This window comes from Spirosoma lacussanchae (genome assembly GCF_005870035.1).
GTDB lineage: Bacteria > Bacteroidota > Bacteroidia > Cytophagales > Spirosomataceae > Spirosoma > Spirosoma lacussanchae.
Map to the genome: position 1 here is coordinate 563353 of NZ_SWJG01000003.1, position 16288 is coordinate 579640.

At 53.8% G+C, this 16288-nt stretch carries 24 protein-coding genes and 1 riboswitch; all 24 genes read left to right on the forward strand.

Going from position 1 to position 16288, the window contains the following annotated elements:
* Positions 1 to 7: 7 nt before the first annotated feature.
* The 24 genes from FBR45_RS15515 to rplO all read left to right on the forward strand — a co-directional run bounded on the left by FBR45_RS15515 (position 8) and on the right by rplO (position 16272).
* Positions 8 to 1351 carry a M16 family metallopeptidase gene (locus FBR45_RS15515; protein ID WP_138503891.1) on the forward strand — a complete coding sequence of 448 codons (1344 nt, stop codon included), beginning with the start codon at positions 8 to 10 and terminating at the stop codon, positions 1349 to 1351.
* Positions 1352 to 1357: 6 nt separating this feature from the next.
* Positions 1358 to 2734 (forward strand): M16 family metallopeptidase, encoded by a 1377-nt coding sequence (locus tag FBR45_RS15520; RefSeq protein WP_138503893.1) that lies wholly within the window; start codon positions 1358 to 1360, stop codon positions 2732 to 2734.
* Between the two features lie 204 nt (positions 2735 to 2938).
* A riboswitch (cobalamin riboswitch) is annotated at positions 2939 to 3156 on the forward strand.
* Positions 3157 to 3260: 104 nt separating this feature from the next.
* Positions 3261 to 5180: a TonB-dependent receptor plug domain-containing protein gene (locus tag FBR45_RS15525; RefSeq protein WP_138504050.1), complete on the forward strand. Its 1920-nt coding sequence runs from the start codon at positions 3261 to 3263 to the stop codon at positions 5178 to 5180.
* The gene (locus tag FBR45_RS15530) at positions 5173 to 6267 is read left to right on the forward strand and encodes a DUF5074 domain-containing protein (RefSeq protein ID WP_138503895.1); all 1095 of its coding nucleotides are present in this window, start codon (positions 5173 to 5175) and stop codon (positions 6265 to 6267) included. Before FBR45_RS15525 ends, FBR45_RS15530 begins: the two co-directional genes overlap by 8 nt.
* A 407-nt stretch (positions 6268 to 6674) precedes the next feature.
* Complete coding sequence (rplC, locus tag FBR45_RS15535) at positions 6675 to 7295, forward strand: 50S ribosomal protein L3 (protein WP_138503897.1); 621 nt, start codon at positions 6675 to 6677, stop codon at positions 7293 to 7295.
* Positions 7296 to 7298: 3 nt separating this feature from the next.
* Complete coding sequence (rplD, locus tag FBR45_RS15540; protein WP_138503899.1) at positions 7299 to 7937, forward strand: 50S ribosomal protein L4; 639 nt, start codon at positions 7299 to 7301, stop codon at positions 7935 to 7937.
* Positions 7934 to 8221 (forward strand): 50S ribosomal protein L23, encoded by a 288-nt coding sequence (gene rplW / locus FBR45_RS15545; RefSeq protein ID WP_077919296.1) that lies wholly within the window; start codon positions 7934 to 7936, stop codon positions 8219 to 8221. Before rplD ends, rplW begins: the two co-directional genes overlap by 4 nt.
* A gap of 30 nt (positions 8222 to 8251) precedes the next feature.
* Entirely contained in the window at positions 8252 to 9076 is an 825-nt protein-coding gene (rplB, locus tag FBR45_RS15550; RefSeq protein ID WP_077919295.1) for a 50S ribosomal protein L2, read from the forward strand.
* A 9-nt stretch (positions 9077 to 9085) separates the two neighbouring features.
* Positions 9086 to 9364 (forward strand): 30S ribosomal protein S19, encoded by a 279-nt coding sequence (rpsS, locus tag FBR45_RS15555; protein WP_012930238.1) that lies wholly within the window; start codon positions 9086 to 9088, stop codon positions 9362 to 9364.
* Between the two features lie 78 nt (positions 9365 to 9442).
* Positions 9443 to 9835, forward strand: coding sequence for a 50S ribosomal protein L22 (rplV, locus tag FBR45_RS15560; protein WP_077919294.1), 393 nt, complete (start codon positions 9443 to 9445; stop codon positions 9833 to 9835).
* A 3-nt stretch (positions 9836 to 9838) separates the two neighbouring features.
* Positions 9839 to 10726: a 30S ribosomal protein S3 gene (gene rpsC, locus FBR45_RS15565; RefSeq protein ID WP_077919293.1), complete on the forward strand. Its 888-nt coding sequence runs from the start codon at positions 9839 to 9841 to the stop codon at positions 10724 to 10726.
* Positions 10727 to 10813: 87 nt separating this feature from the next.
* Positions 10814 to 11245, forward strand: a complete 432-nt coding sequence (rplP, locus tag FBR45_RS15570) for a 50S ribosomal protein L16 (RefSeq protein ID WP_012930235.1) — start codon at positions 10814 to 10816, stop codon at positions 11243 to 11245.
* A 21-nt stretch (positions 11246 to 11266) separates the two neighbouring features.
* On the forward strand, positions 11267 to 11461 hold the full coding sequence (gene rpmC, locus FBR45_RS15575) for a 50S ribosomal protein L29 (RefSeq protein ID WP_129602927.1): 195 nt from the start codon (positions 11267 to 11269) through the stop codon (positions 11459 to 11461).
* 12 nt (positions 11462 to 11473) lie between these two features.
* Positions 11474 to 11839 carry a 30S ribosomal protein S17 gene (gene rpsQ / locus FBR45_RS26825; protein ID WP_077919291.1) on the forward strand — a complete coding sequence of 122 codons (366 nt, stop codon included), beginning with the start codon at positions 11474 to 11476 and terminating at the stop codon, positions 11837 to 11839.
* Between the two features lie 3 nt (positions 11840 to 11842).
* The gene (rplN, locus tag FBR45_RS15585; protein WP_077919290.1) at positions 11843 to 12211 is read left to right on the forward strand and encodes a 50S ribosomal protein L14; all 369 of its coding nucleotides are present in this window, start codon (positions 11843 to 11845) and stop codon (positions 12209 to 12211) included.
* Positions 12212 to 12214: 3 nt separating this feature from the next.
* Entirely contained in the window at positions 12215 to 12577 is a 363-nt protein-coding gene (rplX, locus tag FBR45_RS15590; protein ID WP_077919289.1) for a 50S ribosomal protein L24, read from the forward strand.
* Between the two features lie 21 nt (positions 12578 to 12598).
* The gene (rplE, locus tag FBR45_RS15595; protein ID WP_138503902.1) at positions 12599 to 13153 is read left to right on the forward strand and encodes a 50S ribosomal protein L5; all 555 of its coding nucleotides are present in this window, start codon (positions 12599 to 12601) and stop codon (positions 13151 to 13153) included.
* Positions 13154 to 13165: 12 nt separating this feature from the next.
* Positions 13166 to 13435 carry a 30S ribosomal protein S14 gene (gene rpsN / locus FBR45_RS15600; protein WP_077919287.1) on the forward strand — a complete coding sequence of 90 codons (270 nt, stop codon included), beginning with the start codon at positions 13166 to 13168 and terminating at the stop codon, positions 13433 to 13435.
* 91 nt (positions 13436 to 13526) lie between these two features.
* Entirely contained in the window at positions 13527 to 13925 is a 399-nt protein-coding gene (gene rpsH / locus FBR45_RS15605; RefSeq protein ID WP_077919286.1) for a 30S ribosomal protein S8, read from the forward strand.
* A 14-nt stretch (positions 13926 to 13939) separates the two neighbouring features.
* On the forward strand, positions 13940 to 14497 hold the full coding sequence (gene rplF / locus FBR45_RS15610; protein ID WP_077919285.1) for a 50S ribosomal protein L6: 558 nt from the start codon (positions 13940 to 13942) through the stop codon (positions 14495 to 14497).
* Between the two features lie 122 nt (positions 14498 to 14619).
* Entirely contained in the window at positions 14620 to 14973 is a 354-nt protein-coding gene (rplR, locus tag FBR45_RS15615; RefSeq protein ID WP_077919284.1) for a 50S ribosomal protein L18, read from the forward strand.
* A gap of 16 nt (positions 14974 to 14989) precedes the next feature.
* Complete coding sequence (rpsE, locus tag FBR45_RS15620; protein WP_077919283.1) at positions 14990 to 15508, forward strand: 30S ribosomal protein S5; 519 nt, start codon at positions 14990 to 14992, stop codon at positions 15506 to 15508.
* An 11-nt stretch (positions 15509 to 15519) separates the two neighbouring features.
* Complete coding sequence (gene rpmD, locus FBR45_RS15625; RefSeq protein ID WP_077919282.1) at positions 15520 to 15699, forward strand: 50S ribosomal protein L30; 180 nt, start codon at positions 15520 to 15522, stop codon at positions 15697 to 15699.
* 96 nt (positions 15700 to 15795) lie between these two features.
* Positions 15796 to 16272 carry a 50S ribosomal protein L15 gene (rplO, locus tag FBR45_RS15630; protein ID WP_077919281.1) on the forward strand — a complete coding sequence of 159 codons (477 nt, stop codon included), beginning with the start codon at positions 15796 to 15798 and terminating at the stop codon, positions 16270 to 16272.
* Positions 16273 to 16288: the final 16 nt, after the last annotated feature.

Below are 16288 nucleotides of genomic sequence, written 5' to 3' on the forward strand. Positions count from 1 at the left end.
TCATCCCATGAACTACCGAATCAGGCTGCTGACGGGACTGCTGGTCACAGCAGGCCTTGTCGTACATGCCCAGAACAAACCAAAGCCGGAAGACGTAAAGACGTTTACGCTCCGGAACGGTATGAAATTTATGGTTCTCGAAGACCACTCCATTCCCAACGCCAACTTTTACACGTTCTGGAAGGTGGGCGCCCGCAACGAAGTCCACGGCATTACGGGCCTGTCGCACTTTTTCGAGCACATGATGTTTAACGGTGCGAAGAAGTACGGCCCCAAGCAGTTTGACCGCGTTATGGAAGCCAATGGCGGCTCCAACAACGCCTACACGACCGAAAACACAACGGTCTATACCGACTGGTTTCAGAGTGGCGCCCTCGAAACAATCTTCGACCTCGAAGCCGACCGCATCCGCGATCTGGCCATCGACCCCAAAATGGTAGAAAGCGAGCGGGGTGTCGTGCTGTCGGAGCGGAGTACAGGGCTGGAGAATAGCAACTACCGGGTTATCAGCGAGCTGGTAAAATCGGTGGCCTTTGTCGAGCATCCGTATATGTTTCCGGTCATTGGCTTCGAGTCGGACATCAAAAAGTGGACACAGGCCGATCTGGAGCGGTATTTTAAAACCTATTACTCGCCCAACAACGCTGTAGCCGTCGTGGTGGGTGATATTACAGCCGCGCAGGTACGGAAACTAGCTGAGCAGTACATTGAGCCCATCCCGGCCCAGCCCTTACCCGACAGCATCCGTACCGTAGAGCCGCCCCAGAATGGCGAACGGCGCGTAACGACCTACAAGGACATAGCTACCCCCAACATCCTGCTGGCTTATCATACCCCTGCCACCCGTCATCCCGATTATTATGCTCTTGATCTGCTGAGCGGGGTGCTGAGCGCCGGCAACTCGTCAAGGCTGGTGAAGGCGCTGGTGCTGGACTCGACCATCGCATCGCGGGCGTTTACGAACTTTGGCGAGTCGTTTGACCCGAATCTGTTTTACATCTATGGCATTGCGGCCAGCAACGTATCGGCTGAGCAGTTGGAGCGGTCAATCCTGAACCAGATCGATAAGGTAATTGCCGAAGGAATCTCCGACGCCGAGCTGCAGAAGCTGAAGAACCAGAAGCTGATGGAGTTTTACCGAACCATGGAAACCATCAACGGAAAAGCCAACTCCCTCGGTACCTACGAGCTGTTCTTCGGCGATTACAAAAAGCTCTACGAAGCCCCGTCACTTTACGAAAAAGTGACGAAGGAAGACGTACAGCGCGTTGCCAGAACCTACCTCACCGCGCGTAACCGCACCGTCGGCTACCTGCTGCCAGAACCCACCAAAAAAGGAGCCGCCAACTAAATCGACATGAAAACAATTCTTACGCTCATTACGGCGCTCTTCCTGGCAGGTATAAGCCAGGCGCAAACCTTCAAAGTGCCACCGTATCAGAAACTCAAACTTAAAAACGGGCTTACAGTCTACCTGATGGAGCAACGTGAAGTGCCGCTCATCAACGTATCGGTAGTGTTCGATGCCGGGGCGGTGCAGGATGGTAACCGCTACGGGCTGGCCAACATGACCGCCGAGGCCCTGCTGTTCGGCAGCGCGAAATACACCAAAGCGCAACTCGAAGAAAAAGCCGAATACGTTGGAGCCAGTATCGAGACCTATGCCGGTAAGGAAGTAGCCAAGCTATCGGCCTCGTTTGCGGTGAAAGATCAGGATCTGCTGTTCGATATCATTCAGGATGTCGTTACCAAGCCGACGTTCGATCAGGCGGAATTTGACAAGTATAAGCAGCGCCAGTTGCTGCAGCTCACCCAGCAGAAAGAAAGCCCGCGGGCCGTGGTAAACAGTTATTTCAATCGCTTTGTCTACGACGCTCACCCGTACGCCAACCCCATTACCGGAACGCCCTCGGCGGTGTCGGCCATTACCGTCAGCGACGTTCGTCAGTTTTATCTGAAAAACTACACGACCGATCGGGCGGCTATTGCCATTGTGGGCGATTTTAACTCCGCCGACATGAAAAAAAGAATCACCAGCCTGTTCGGGAACTGGAAGACCGCAGCTGCTACCACGCCCAAACTAACCGAGCCGCAGGTAACGTTCGACAAAAACCGGGTACTGCTGATCAACAAAGACGACGCCCGCGAAACAACGTTTCTGATCGGAGGCAAAGGCATCACGCAAAACAACCCCGACTTTATTCCCGTAACTGTTGTCAACACCATTCTGGGCGGTCGGTTTACGTCCTGGCTGAACGATGCGCTGCGGGTTAACTCGGGGCTTACCTACGGGGCCGGCAGCCGCTTTGGTACCTATCGCAACAGCGGTACGTTCGCCATCTCGACGTTTACCAAAGTCAGCACAACCACCGAAGCCATCGATCTGGCGCTGCACGTACTCGACAGTCTGCACCGGACCGGGATCGACGAAAAGGTACTCGAATCGGCCAAGAATTACGTCAAAGCCGACTTCCCGCCCCGCTACGAATCGGCCAGCGAACTGGCTAACCTGCTGACCGATATGTTCAGCCTGGGTTTCGACGAGTCGTTTATCAATAATTTCCAGAAGAACGTCGATGGCCTGACCGTGGCTAAAACCCGGCAGATCATCGATCAATATTTCCCCAAAAACAACCTGCAGTTCGTCCTGATCGGTAAAGCCGACGCCATTCGGGAAAAGGTAAAAAAATACGGGACGATCACCGAGAAAGAAATAAAAGCCGAAGGGTTCTGATTAGACGCCAGCTAGAGATAGACCATGGCCGCTTTTGTGATAACACCTGTTACCCTGGCGGCCATGGTCTGATTTGACATAAGGTATACCTGAGCCATAGCCCCACGACGGTGACGTTCTGTGCCTTGGGATACATGCTAACTAATGGCCCGTCAGGGTCAGAACAGCGCAGCGTCGGTAGCATTCGGGAAGGAAATTACCTACCTTTACGCTTGAGTTTTCGGTGCCTGATGCTGCTTCATAGCAGCTTTCACGGCTTAAAAGGGAATCCGGTTATAGACCGGAGCTGTCCCCGCAACTGTACGTTTCACTGAGAACCGGTTCAATCCACATGGTCACTGTCACTGCCGAAGCCGGGAGAAGATGGGAAGACCCGAACCGGTGAAATAAGCCAGGAGACCTGCCGAAGACCATCCGTTGTTCTGGCGTTCGGAGGAAACGCCCCAACCGCGTGCCGGTCCGTTTTGACGGGCGGTGCCTACTTTTTCTCGATGTATTGGTGAAAAAAAACCTGCATGAGCGGGCTATGCTGGTACTTGTCGGTCTGCTGATCAGACAGGTCGCTATGGCCCAGTTCGTTTCGGTTCCGGCAGATTCGGGCCGGGTGCTGTCAGCTGTGACGGTACGGGCGATCGCGTCTGAGCGGTTCCTGGCCGGGCAAAAGCTCCAGCGGATCGATTCGGCTACGCTGCTCCAGTTTCGGTTCGGCGCGCTCACCGACCTGCTGGCGTTCAACAGCCCGCTGGCGTTCCGAAATTACGGACCGGGTCAGCTGGCTACGGTGTCGTTTCGGGGTACCTCGGCCAACCATACGGCCGTACTCTGGAACGGTATCAATATCAATCAGCCTAACCTGGGCCAGACCGATTTTTCGACCCTGCCTGTGGCGGGTTTCGACCGGCTGGCGGTGCAGTACGGCTCGTCGGCCAGCGTAGTGGGCTCAGACGCCGTTGGAGGTAGTGTACTACTGAGTAGCGGCCCCGACTGGCGGTCCGGGCTGGGCATATCGCTGGGACAGCAGCTGGCCAGCTTCCAGAACAATCAGACACAATTGGGGCTTCGCTATGGTACGCCGACCGGCCGGGCCTGGCAACTGTCGGGCAAGACACTAGCCTACCGCAGCCAGCTTAACAATCAGTACCCGTACGCCGAGCGACGCAATTATTTTGTTGAGCAGTCCCGAACAGGGCAGCGGGGCTTTATTCAGGACGTGTACCTCCGCCATCGAAACGGACGGCAGGTATCGGTCAATACCTGGCTGACCGACAATGATCTGGTCGTAACGCCCCAGGACACTATTGCCCGCGAACGCACCCGAACCCAGTCGGCTCGGTTGCTGGCTACCTACGAGGCCAACAGAACAACCCTGCGGCTTGGCTGGATACGCGACCGGTTCGATTATGCAAAGGGCAACGTCAGCACGCCCAGCCGCACCCGTACAGACCGATTACTGGGCCGTGCAGAACGGGAATTTCGGCTGTGGCCGAGCCGGGCCGGTTTACTGACCGACCTGCGTATAGGGGGCGAGTGGTCACATTACCGAACCTATACCGATGGTTACGGCGGGCAGCTGATCACCGAAAACCGGCAGGATCTGTATGCGCTGCTGCGGATGCAGGCTACTCGCTGGCTCGTGTCAGCCACCATCCGTCAGGCCTTCGTAACGCGTTTCAACCCACCCCTGACTCCATCGCTTGGAGCCGAACACCAGATCATACGTCATAATCTGCTCACATTAACTGCCAAAGCGTCGGCCGGGCGCAGTTACCGCGTACCCACGCTGAACGAACGCTACTGGGCGGGGCTGGGCAACCCGGACCTGCGGCCCGAGAATGGGCTGAACCTGGAAACGGGCCTCAGCCTGACCGCCACCCTGACTGATCAGCTGCGTATGACCGCCGATGTAACCGCGTACCGCAATCGAATCGATGACTGGTCGTACTGGAATCCGGATTATGGCTACCGGGTCGAGAATCTGCAACTGGTCGTGGCCCGCGGAGCCGAACTGACCACCTCACTGTCGTACGACCATAATCGGTGGCGGGCCGGAATCCGGGCAGGATATGCGCTCACCCGTTCGGCCCAGCAGCGGGCCTATAGCACCTACGCCCAGGATGTGATCGACAAGCAACTACCCTATGTACCTATTCATACGGGTACCATCAACGCCTACGTAGGCCGGGGTTCCGCCCGCCTGACCGTACAGACTCAGGCTACCTCGCGCCGGTATATCACCTTCGACGAAAGCCAGTCGTTCGACGGAGTCAGCCTGACCAACGTGCTGCTGGAAAGTACCGTTCGTATTGGCCCCGCATCGATTCGGGTGCAGGGACAGGCCAACAATATCTTCGACGCGCTGCTGTTCAGCGTAAAGCGTAACGCCCTGCCCGGCCGAAATTTTTCTATCAACCTGCTTATTAATTCATCGTTTGTTTCTCATGACTAATCAATTGACCAACGTACTCGCGGCTAGCCTGTTGGCTGTCGGCCTCTGGAGCTGTAACACCACCGAGCCGACACCGTCTCCCTACGAGACGGGCGCTTATATCCTAAACTCCGGAAATTTTACGGATAATAATGGGTCCATAACTTTCCTGGCCCGCAATGGTACAAACCCCGCCACCGACATCTTCAACGCGGCCAACGCGCGGACGCTAACCGGCGGTTTGCAGGATTATACAGAAATTGACGGGAAAGGAATCATTCTGGTCGACAACAGCACCGCCGGGCAGGACAAAGTCGAGATTGTCGAGATCGGTACGTTCAAATCGCTGACTACCCTGAAAGCGCCCGACGTAGAGAATCCTCGTTTCGTTGTCCGGGCAGGCCTCAACAAAGCCTACATCACCTGCTGGGGAGCTACAGGCAGCGGAGCTAACTTCTTCGCCAGCCCCGGCTATGTACTGGTGGTGAACCTGGCGTCGCGTACGGTTTCCAAAAAAATTACGCTGCCTAAAGGCGCTAACCGTATTACCGTCGTTGGCAGTGAAGCTTTTGTCGGCAGCGACGGGGGTGACCGGGCCCTGACCGTGATTAATACCGAAACGGATGAACTAAAACAGCCCGGTATCGATGTAGGGGTGAACACCAATCCCATTGACGTTGATGCAAACGGACGGCTGTGGGCGTACGTACAGGAGACCAACGAAATGGTGCGGGTCAATACAGCCAGTAAAGTTGTCGACAAGCGGCTCAGGGTAGGCGGGTCGCCCAAAACACCGGGTTCGTTCGCGCTGAGCCAGGACAAGAAGACGTTCTATTTTGTCAACTCGTTCTACGACGCGTCTGATAACTATCGGCAGAAAGGAGAAACCTACCGTTTTGGTATCGATGATGCCAGCATACCGGCTACGAGTCCGTTTATCGGGCGACTGTTCAGCGGGTTGGGGGTTGATCCGCAAACGGGCATTATCTACGCGGGGGTAACGCCTTCCTACAAGCAGGCCGGGTACGTAATACGTTACCAGCCCGGTGGCGCGCTGATTGATTCGGTACGGGCCGAGATAGGCCCGTCGCGGTTTTTCTTCCGATAGACCAATAGGCTGAATACCGTGGAGGAGCCAGGGGAAGGCGGGTTCGCTAACCCCAGTCAGAAAGTCGATTAAATTTTTGGAATATTTTTCTGTTTGTCAGACTAATTGTCTACTTTTGCACTCCCAAACTCGGCACACGAATCAACAACATACGAGGGTGAAGGTCTGCTTTGGCAGAAACCACATCTGACTTTTAGGCAAACAAACCTTGCATAGCGGGGTCTTGTCTGCCTGTTTAAGGTCAGGTGCAGCGCGCCCGACCTTTTTTCATGTTGTTTGAGGGCCTGAAAACGAAGCAGATACTAGGAAGTATCCTATTATTTACCTACTTTTGCGGCCCGATTTGGCAAGTCGCCGGGTCTGGAAACGAGTACCTTAAATTACCTGCTTACTTTAAACAAACACAAATGTCTGGTTTAATTGGCAAGAAAATCGGGATGACCAGCGTGTACAATGCGGACGGGCAGGCTCTGGCATGTACAGTGATTGAGACGGGTCCCTGTGTCGTAACTCAAGTTCGTAGCGTCGAGAAAGACGGCTACGCGGCTGTGCAACTGGGTTATGGCGAGCGTAAAGAAAAGCACACCAACAAGCCGGAGCTGGGCCACTTCAAGAAAGCTGGTACCACCCCGAAGCGCAAACTGGTTGAATTCAAAGAATTCGAGCAGGAGTTGAGCCTCGGAGCAACACTTACGGTAGCCGACGTTTTCAACGAAGCTGATTTCGTTGACGTAGTCGGAACCGCCAAAGGCCGCGGTTTTCAAGGCGTTGTGAAACGTCATGGATTCGGTGGGGTAGGCGGTCAGACGCACGGCCAGCACAACCGGGGTCGTCACCCGGGTTCGATTGGCGCCTGTTCGTTCCCCTCGCGGGTATTCAAAGGCCTGCGCATGGCCGGTCGCATGGGTGGCAATCGCGTGAAAGTGCAAAACCTGCGTGTGTTGCGTGTAATGCCCGAGCAAAACCTGCTCGTTGTAAGCGGTTCTATTCCGGGGGCTAAGAATTCATACGTTATTATCGAGAAATAGGCCATGGAAGTAATCGTATATAACAGCAAAGGCGAAGACACCGGCAAGAAAATTACCCTGCCCGAAGAAGTCTTCGGTATCCAGCCCAATCAGCACGCGATTTATCTCGACGTGAAACAGTATCTGGCCAACCAGCGCCAGGGTACGCACAAAGCGAAAGAGCGTGCTGAAAATGCTCACTCGACCCGCAAACTGAAGAAACAAAAAGGTACGGGCGGTGCCCGCGCCGGTAGTGCCAAATCGCCTGTATTCGTAGGTGGTGGTACAATCTTCGGTCCCCGTCCCCGCGACTATAGCTTCAAGCTGAACAAGAAAGTGAAATCGCTGGCCCGCAAATCGGCATTTGCCGTAAAAGCGCAGGCCGACAAGATTTCGGTTATTGACAGCCTTACGCTCGAAGCACCCCGCACGAAAGATTACATCCAGTTCCTGAATGACCTCAAGGTAGCCGGCCGCAAAACGCTGCTGATTCTGCCTGACGTTAATCAGAACGTGGTTCTGTCGAGCCGGAACGTGCAGAAGACGAAAGTAACGACGGCTTCTCAGGTAAATACATATGACCTGATGAACGCTGATCAACTGCTCATCAGCGAAGAAGCGCTGACATCCATCCAAACGCTCTTCGACAACGCAAACTCATGAACGTACTGAAACGACCAATCGTCACCGAAAAGATGACGGACCTGAACAAGCAGGGGAAGTATGCTTTTGAGGTCGAACTAAAAGCGAACAAACTCGAAATCGGCAAAGCCATCGAGAAGATGTACGGTGTTAATGTTTCTTCGGTTCACACCATGCGTGTGTACGGCAAGAAGCGGAGCAAGAACATCAACGGACGCATTGTAACGGGTAAGACCCCAACCACCAAGAAGGCAATTGTAACGGTGGCAGAAGGCGAAGTAATCGATATCTACGCTGACCTGTAAACCGGGCATTGCCCTACCAATTAATCAGTCATGGGAGTTAAAAAAATGAGACCAGTTACGCCAGGTACCCGCTTCCGGGTGGCACCTGATTTTGCGGAACTGACAGCCTCCAAGCCGGAAAAAAGCCTGCTGGAGCCCCTGAAGAGAACCGGTGGCCGCAATAGCGAAGGTCACCGCACTATGCGCTACATTGGTGGAGGTCATAAGCGGCATTACCGCATCATTGACTTCAAGCGCGATAAAGTCGGCCAGCCCGCCGAAGTTTTGACTGTAGAGTATGATCCCAACCGCTCGGCCCGTATCTCGCTGGTACAATACGCTGACGGCGAGAAACGCTACATTATTGCCCCTCAGGGTATCACCGTTGGTCAGACAATCATGTCGGGCGAAGGGTCTACGCCGGACGTGGGCAATGCACTGCCGCTGAGCGCTATGCCAATCGGTACCATCGTTCACAATATTGAGCTGACACCCGGTAAAGGGGGCTCGATGGCCCGCTCGGCTGGTACGTATGCCCAGTTAGTTGGTCGTGAAGATAAGTATGCTATCCTGCGGTTGCCTTCGGGCGAAACCCGCCGGGTACTGAGCGCAGGTATGGCTACGGTTGGTTCGGTATCGAACCCCGATCACATGAACGTGGTCATGGGTAAAGCCGGTCGTAACCGCTGGCTGGGCATTCGCCCCCGTACCCGTGCCGTCGTGATGAACCCTGTCGATCACCCCATGGGTGGTGGCGAAGGCCGGGCTTCGGGTGGTCACCCACGCTCGCGCAATGGTCAGATGGCCAAAGGTCAGAAGACCCGCAAGAAGAACAAGGCTTCGAACAGCATGATTATTAGCCGACGCAAAAAGTAACAGATAACAATGGCACGTTCACTCAAAAAAGGCCCATATATTGATTTTCGCCTAGACAATAAAGTCCAGGCGCAGAACGATTCGGGTAAGAAATCGGTCATCAAAACCTGGTCGCGTCGTTCTATGATCTCGCCGGATTTCGTTGGCCACACGTTCGCTGTTCACAACGGCAACAAGTTCATTCCGGTCTATGTCACGGAGAACATGGTAGGACACAAGCTCGGCGAATTCTCGCCGACCCGCAACTTCCGGGGACACACCGCGAAGAAAGACAAGGGCAAACGATAAACTAGCATAGGGTTTTGGGCAGCGGGCTCGGGTAACTTACCCCAGCGCCCCTTCTCCCAGGCCCAAAGCCATACAAACATGGAAGCAGTAGCAAGACTTAAAGATGTGCCCACGTCGCCCCGTAAGATGCGGTTGATCGCCGACCTGATTCGGGGTCAGCGCGTAAGCCGGGCGTTGGGTCTGTTAAAATACCAGCCTCAGGCTAGTGCCGCTATACTACAGAAGGTGCTGCTGTCGGCAGTAGCCAACTGGCAGCAGAAAAACGAGGACGAGCGTATCGAAGACGCCGACCTCTATGTAAAAACGATCTTCGTCGACGGCGGTCCGATGCTGAAGCGTCTTCGTCCGGCTCCGCAGGGTCGTGGTCACCGGATCCGGAAACGCTCGAACCACATCACCATTGTGATCGACAGCGCAGCCCAGCCGGTGTTAGAGCAGGCAGAAGCACAAACCCCAGAAAACGAGAACTAAGAAATGGGACAAAAAATTAATCCAGTTGGCCTACGACTTGGTATTGTTCGGGGCTGGGAATCAAGCTGGTACGGCGGCAAAGAGTTTTCGGATAAACTCGTAGAAGACGAGAAAATCCGGAAATACGTAGCGGCTCGTATTCCGAAAGGCGCCATTGCGCGGGTCGTTATCGAGCGTACCCTGAAGCGCGTAACGCTGACCATCCACACAGCCCGCCCGGGTATTGTGATTGGTAAAGGCGGTGGCGAAGTTGACAAGATCAAAGAAGAGCTGAAAAACATCACGGGCAAAGACGTACAGATCAATATTTTCGAGATCAAACGGCCCGAAATTGATGCCAAACTGGTTGGTGAAGCGATTGCTCAGCAGCTGCAGGCTCGTATCTCGTTCCGTCGCGCCATGAAGCAGGCTATCCAGTCGGCCATCCGCGTAGGAGCACAGGGTATCAAAGTAAAAGTATCGGGCCGTCTGGGTGGTGCTGAAATTGCCCGTTCGGAGCAGTACAAAGAAGGTCGTGTACCTCTTCACACCCTGCGTGCCGATATCGACTATGCTATCTCAGAAGCGCAGACCGTATACGGTAAGATTGGTATCAAAGTCTGGATCTTCAAAGGTGAAGTCTACGGCAAGCGAGATCTGTCGCCAGCCGCTATGATGAGTCAGGCGCAGGCCGGTGAGCGGGCTGCTGGTGCCAACGACCGTGGTGATCGCCGGGGTCCGCGTGGTGACCGCGATGGCAACGACCGCGGTGGTCGTGGTCGTGGTGACCGCGGTGGCAACGATCGGGGTGGTAACAATCGCGGTGGCCAGGGTGGCGGCCGTGGTGGTAACAACCGGGGCGGTGGCCAGGGTGCTGGCGGTAACCGGGGCGGTGGAGGTCCAAGACGATAAATGAGTTTCAGTTTTCGGTTTTCGGTTCAGCGGTTGTGAAGCCCGGGCAGGAAACGGAAAACTGCAAACTGTAAACTTCTTATACAGATGTTACAGCCAAAAAGAACTAAATTCCGTAAGCAGCATAAAGGCAGGATTCCAGGTATCGCATCGCGCGGCCATGAGATTGCCTTCGGTACGTTCGGTATTAAGTCACTGGAGCCGGGTCGTATCACCGCCCGCCAGATTGAAGCCGCCCGTATCTCCGTAACCCGGGCCATGAAACGCGAAGGTCAGGTATGGATTCGCATTTTCCCCGATAAGCCGATTACCAAAAAGCCGGCTGAAGTACGGATGGGTAAAGGTAAAGGTGCCCCTGAGTATTGGGTTGCCGTGGTAAAGCCTGGTACGATCATGTTCGAAACGACGGGTGTAGATCTGGCAACAGGCATGGAAGCGCTCCGCCTGGCCGCTCAGAAATTACCGGTTCGGACCAAGTTTGTTGTCCGGCGTGATTATCAGGAGCAAGTCGAAGACTAGTCCCCCTAAGCGACGAACAAAATGAAAAAAGAAGATTTGAAAGGATTGTCGGTCGATGAAATTCGTGCCGAGATCGGTGCCGAACAGAATCGTTTGCTGAAACTGAAGTTTGCCCATGCCGTGTCTCCAATCGAGAACCCCATGCGCATTCGCGAGAGCCGGAAGCGGATCGCTCGCCTGAACACCGAACTGACAGCTAAATCGCGGCAAGCCTAATAAGACACGACGATGGAAGAGCAACAAGCACCAGCACCACAGGAGGAAGCACAAGCCCCGGTGGTAGCAGCCACAGAACAGCCGCAGGCCGTCGCTACTCCCGCCAAAACGGGTGAGTCGACAACAGAGCGGAACGCTCGTAAAGAGCGGATCGGGCGGGTAACGAGCAACAAGATGCAGAAAACGATCACGGTTGCGATCGAGCGTAAAGTAAAGCACCCGCTGTACGGAAAGTTTCAGAAAAAAACAAAGAAACTGACGGTTCACGACGAGAATAATGACTGCGGTATCGGCGACACCGTCCGCGTTATGGAAACCCGTCCGATGAGCAAAAACAAACGTTGGCGTTTAGTCGAAATCATCGAAAAAGCGAAGTAAGCCATGGTACAGCAAGAATCTAGATTAGGAGTAGCCGATAACTCAGGTGCTAAAGAAGTACTGGTTATCCGCGTTCTGGGCGGTACGGGCAAACGGTATGCATCAGTAGGTGACAAGATTGTCGTCACGGTGAAGCAGGCCCTCTCGTCCAGCAATATGAAAAAGGGTACGGTTTCGAAAGCCGTTGTAGTTCGCACCAAGAAAGAAATCCGTCGGAAAGATGGATCGTACATCCGGTTCGAAGACAACGCAGCCGTACTGCTCAACAACAACGATGAGCCACGCGGCACCCGTATCTTCGGACCCGTAGCCCGTGAGTTGCGCGAGAAACAGTTTATGAAGATTGTATCGTTAGCGCCGGAGGTAATCTAAGCAATGGAAAAGAAAATAACGCTGCCGAAACATAAATTCCATATCCAGACGGGCGATACCGTTCTGGTTATCGGTGGAAACGCAAAGGGCCAGCGCGGTGTTGTGAAAGAAGTGATCGTTGAGAAAGATCGCGCCCGGGTTGAGGGTGTGGCCATGATCACCAAACACATGAAGCCGACTGCGTCGAACCCACAGGGGAGCCTGGTTAAAACGGAAGGGTCAATCCACATCAGTAACCTGAAACTGGTTGATCCTGCTACGGGCGAGCCGACCCGCACGGGCCGCAAACTGAACGAGAATGGCAAATTGCAGCGGTACTCGAAGAAGACGGGTAACCTGATTCCGGACTCGTATCGTAAGCAATAACACTAAGCAAGGTCTAAGAAAATGGCAACGCCAAGACTGAAAGAAAAATATTTGAGCGAGGTCGTACCTCAGTTGAAAGACAAGTTTCAGTATAAGTCGGTTATGCAAGTACCGCGTCTGAGCAAAATTGTCATCAACAAAGGGATCGGAGCTGCCGTCGCTGACAAAAAGCTGGTTGATGTAGGTGTCGACGAACTGACGACGATCACGGGTCAGCGCGCTATCCCGACCCTGTCGAAGAAAGCCGTCTCGAACTTCAAACTGCGGGAGAAAATGCCCATCGGTGCGAAAGTGACCCTGCGTGGCGAGCGGATGTATGAATTCCTGGATCGCCTGACAACGGTTTCGTTGCCCCGCGTTCGTGACTTCAAAGGCATCAGCGACAAAGGCTTCGACGGTCGTGGCAACTACACCTTCGGCGTGCAGGAGCAGATCATCTTCCCCGAGATCAGCATCGATAAGGTTTCCCGGATTTCGGGTATGGACATCACCTTCGTGACGACTGCCAATACGGATAACGAGAGCTACGAACTGTTGAAAGCAATGGGCATGCCGTTCGCCAAGAGTGGCAAATAATAACCAACCGACATGGCAAAAGAATCAATAAAAGCACGGGAGCGGAAACGCGAGGCATTAGTTGCCAAATACGCTGCAAAGCGGGCAGCCCTGAAAGCCGCCGGCGATTACATCGGTTTAGACAAACTGCCCAAGAATGCATCACCTGTTCGGTTGCACAATCGCTGCAAACTGACGGGGCGGCCCCGGGGGTATATGCGCAAATTTGGTATTTCACGGGTAACGTTCCGGGAAATGGCATCGGCGGGCAAGATTCCGGGAGTAACCAAGGCAAGCTGGTAGTTTCCAGACCCTACTATCATTTGTAATTCAGTTTCCGTAATTTTGCGAACTCTTTCGGAAACAGGGGTTTGCAAGTAACGCAACGCTAAGAATGAATACAGATCCTATAGCAGATTATCTGACTCGCGTCAGAAACGCTATCCGGGCGAAGCACCGGGTCGTGGAAATCCCTGCTTCCAACATAAAGAAAGAAATTACGAAGATCCTGTACGAAAAAGGATATATCCAGAACTACAAGTTCGACGATAGCACTCCGCAGGGAACGATTAAAATCGCCCTGAAGTACAACCCGACGACCAAACAGTCGGCGATCGTTGATTTACAGCGCATCAGCCGTCCAGGTCTGCGTCAGTACCGGGGTGCCGACAATCTGCCGCGCATCTATAACGGGCTGGGTGTTGCCATCCTGTCGACCTCAAAAGGGCTCATGACCGACAAAGAAGCCAAAACGCTGAATGTCGGTGGTGAAGTATTGTGTTACGTGTATTAATCCGAAATAGAACGATGTCACGCATAGGTAAGAAACCCATTGCCCTGCCCAGCAACGTAACGCTGACTGTGAACGATGATAACGTCGTAACAGTAAAAGGGCCTAAAGGAACGCTGACCCAACCGATTGACCCGGATATTTCGGTAGCCGTTGAAGATGGTCAGATCCAGGTGTCACGCCCTACGGAGCAGAAGCGCCACAAAGCGCTGCACGGACTGTACCGCTCGCTGGTCAATAACATGGTTACGGGCGTAAGCGAAGGCTTTAAACTGGATCTCGAGGTGATCGGGGTTGGTTATAAAGCGTCGGTTGCCAATAACATTCTCGAACTGCAGCTGGGCTACTCGCACAACGTGTACGTGGCCGTGCCGAGTGAGGTGAAAGTAACAGCCGTTACGGAGAAAGGTCAGAACCCGAAAGTATATCTGGAAGGATCGGACAAACAACTTCTGGGCGATGTAGCGGCCAAAATCCGCTCGCTGCGTAAAGTTGAACCGTACAAAGGCAAAGGTATCCGCTTCATTGGCGAGCAGGTTCGTCGGAAAGCTGGTAAATCTTCGTCTAAGAAATAAGTCATTAGCTGGCCGTTACTTGTCCGGCTTGTGGTACACAGTACTACGGTTCGTGACAATTACCGGCTGCCAATGGTCATACATGACAATTTAAATCGCCTATTTGGTCGGAATCAAATAATATGGCAACGAATAAACAAGAAAGAAGACAACGGATTAAGTTCGGTATCCGGGCCAAGGTGTCGGGTACGGCAGAACGCCCCCGTTTGTCAGTGTTTCGCTCGAACAAAGCGATCTATGCTCAGCTGATCGATGACGTTGCCGGCAACACGCTGGCCTCCGCTTCCTCGGTTGAACTGAAAAGCGAGACAGAAGGTAACACTGTCGAAACGGCGAAAAAAGTCGGACAGCGGCTTGCCGAAAAAGCACTTGCCAAGAACATCGACGCCGTCGTGTTCGACCGTAACGGCTACCTGTACCACGGTAAAGTAAAAGCACTGGCCGATGCAGCCCGCGAGGGTGGCCTCAAGTTTTAAGCGATAGCGCGAAGCAATGAACACGAACGCAGCAAGACCGACAAAATTTAACGAAGCCGACCTGAAAGAAAAGGTGGTGGCCATCAACCGCGTAGCGAAGGTGGTGAAAGGTGGTCGCCGGTTTAGTTTCTCGGCCATCGTCGTCGTCGGCGACGGTAACGGCGTAGTTGGTTACGGATTGGGCAAAGCCAATGAAGTAACGGACGCCATTGCCAAAGGTGTAGAAGACGCCAAGAAGAACCTGGTACAAGTGCCGCTCCTGAAGCGTACGGTACCTCACGAAATGGAAGGTAAGTTCAGCGGTGGCTTTGTGCTCCTGAAACCGGCCGCTCCTGGTACTGGTCTGATCGCGGGTGGTGCTATGCGCGCCGTTCTCGAGTCAGCTGGTGTACATGACATCCTGGCAAAATCGAAGGGGTCGTCAAACCCGCACAACGTAGTTAAAGCCACGCTTGATGCACTGCTGAAAATGCGTCTGCCTCACCAGGTAGCGTTCCAGCGCCAGATCAGCGTAGCCAAAGTATTTAACGGTTAACCAACAGCAACATGGCACGGGTACGCATCACGCAGATCAGAAGCACGATCAAGCGGCCGCAAACGCAGAAAAACGCCATCAAGTCGTTGGGCTTGGGCAAAATCAACCGTAGCGTTGAAGTTGAATTCAACGACGCAATGAAAGGAGCCATCAACAAGGTTCAACACTTAGTGCGGGTTGAAGAAATTTAAGTATCTTTGCGATTCTTTTGGCTTTCTGTCCGCGCCGACACTCCTGTCTGCGTTGTGACATAGGGTCAAAAGAATCATCTTTTTACTACTAACACAATGAACTTAAGCAACCTTAGACCGGCAAAAGGTTCCGTCAGAGAGCGCAAGCGAGTCGGACGCGGGCAAGGCTCGGGGATGGGCGGTACGTCTACCCGTGGCCACAAAGGAGCGCAGTCGCGCTCGGGCTATAGCCGTAAAATTCACTTTGAAGGTGGTCAGATGCCGCTGCAACGGCGTGTACCGAAATTCGGTTTCAAGAACATCAACCGCGTTGAGTACAAACCCCTCAATCTCGATTCGATCCAGGCTTTGGTTGACGAAACTAAGGTTACGGTCGTTGATTTTGATTTCATGGTAACGCACGGTCTGGTCAGCAAGAAAGACCTGATCAAAGTGCTGAGCCGGGGCGAAATTACGTCAGCCATTGAAGTGCATGCGCACGCCTTCTCTACCAGCGCTAAAGAAGCCATTGAGAAAGCAGGTGGCAAGGCCATTGTGCCGACAAAACCAGCTAAAGAGGAAGCAGCGAACTAACCGTGTGAGCGCGGCA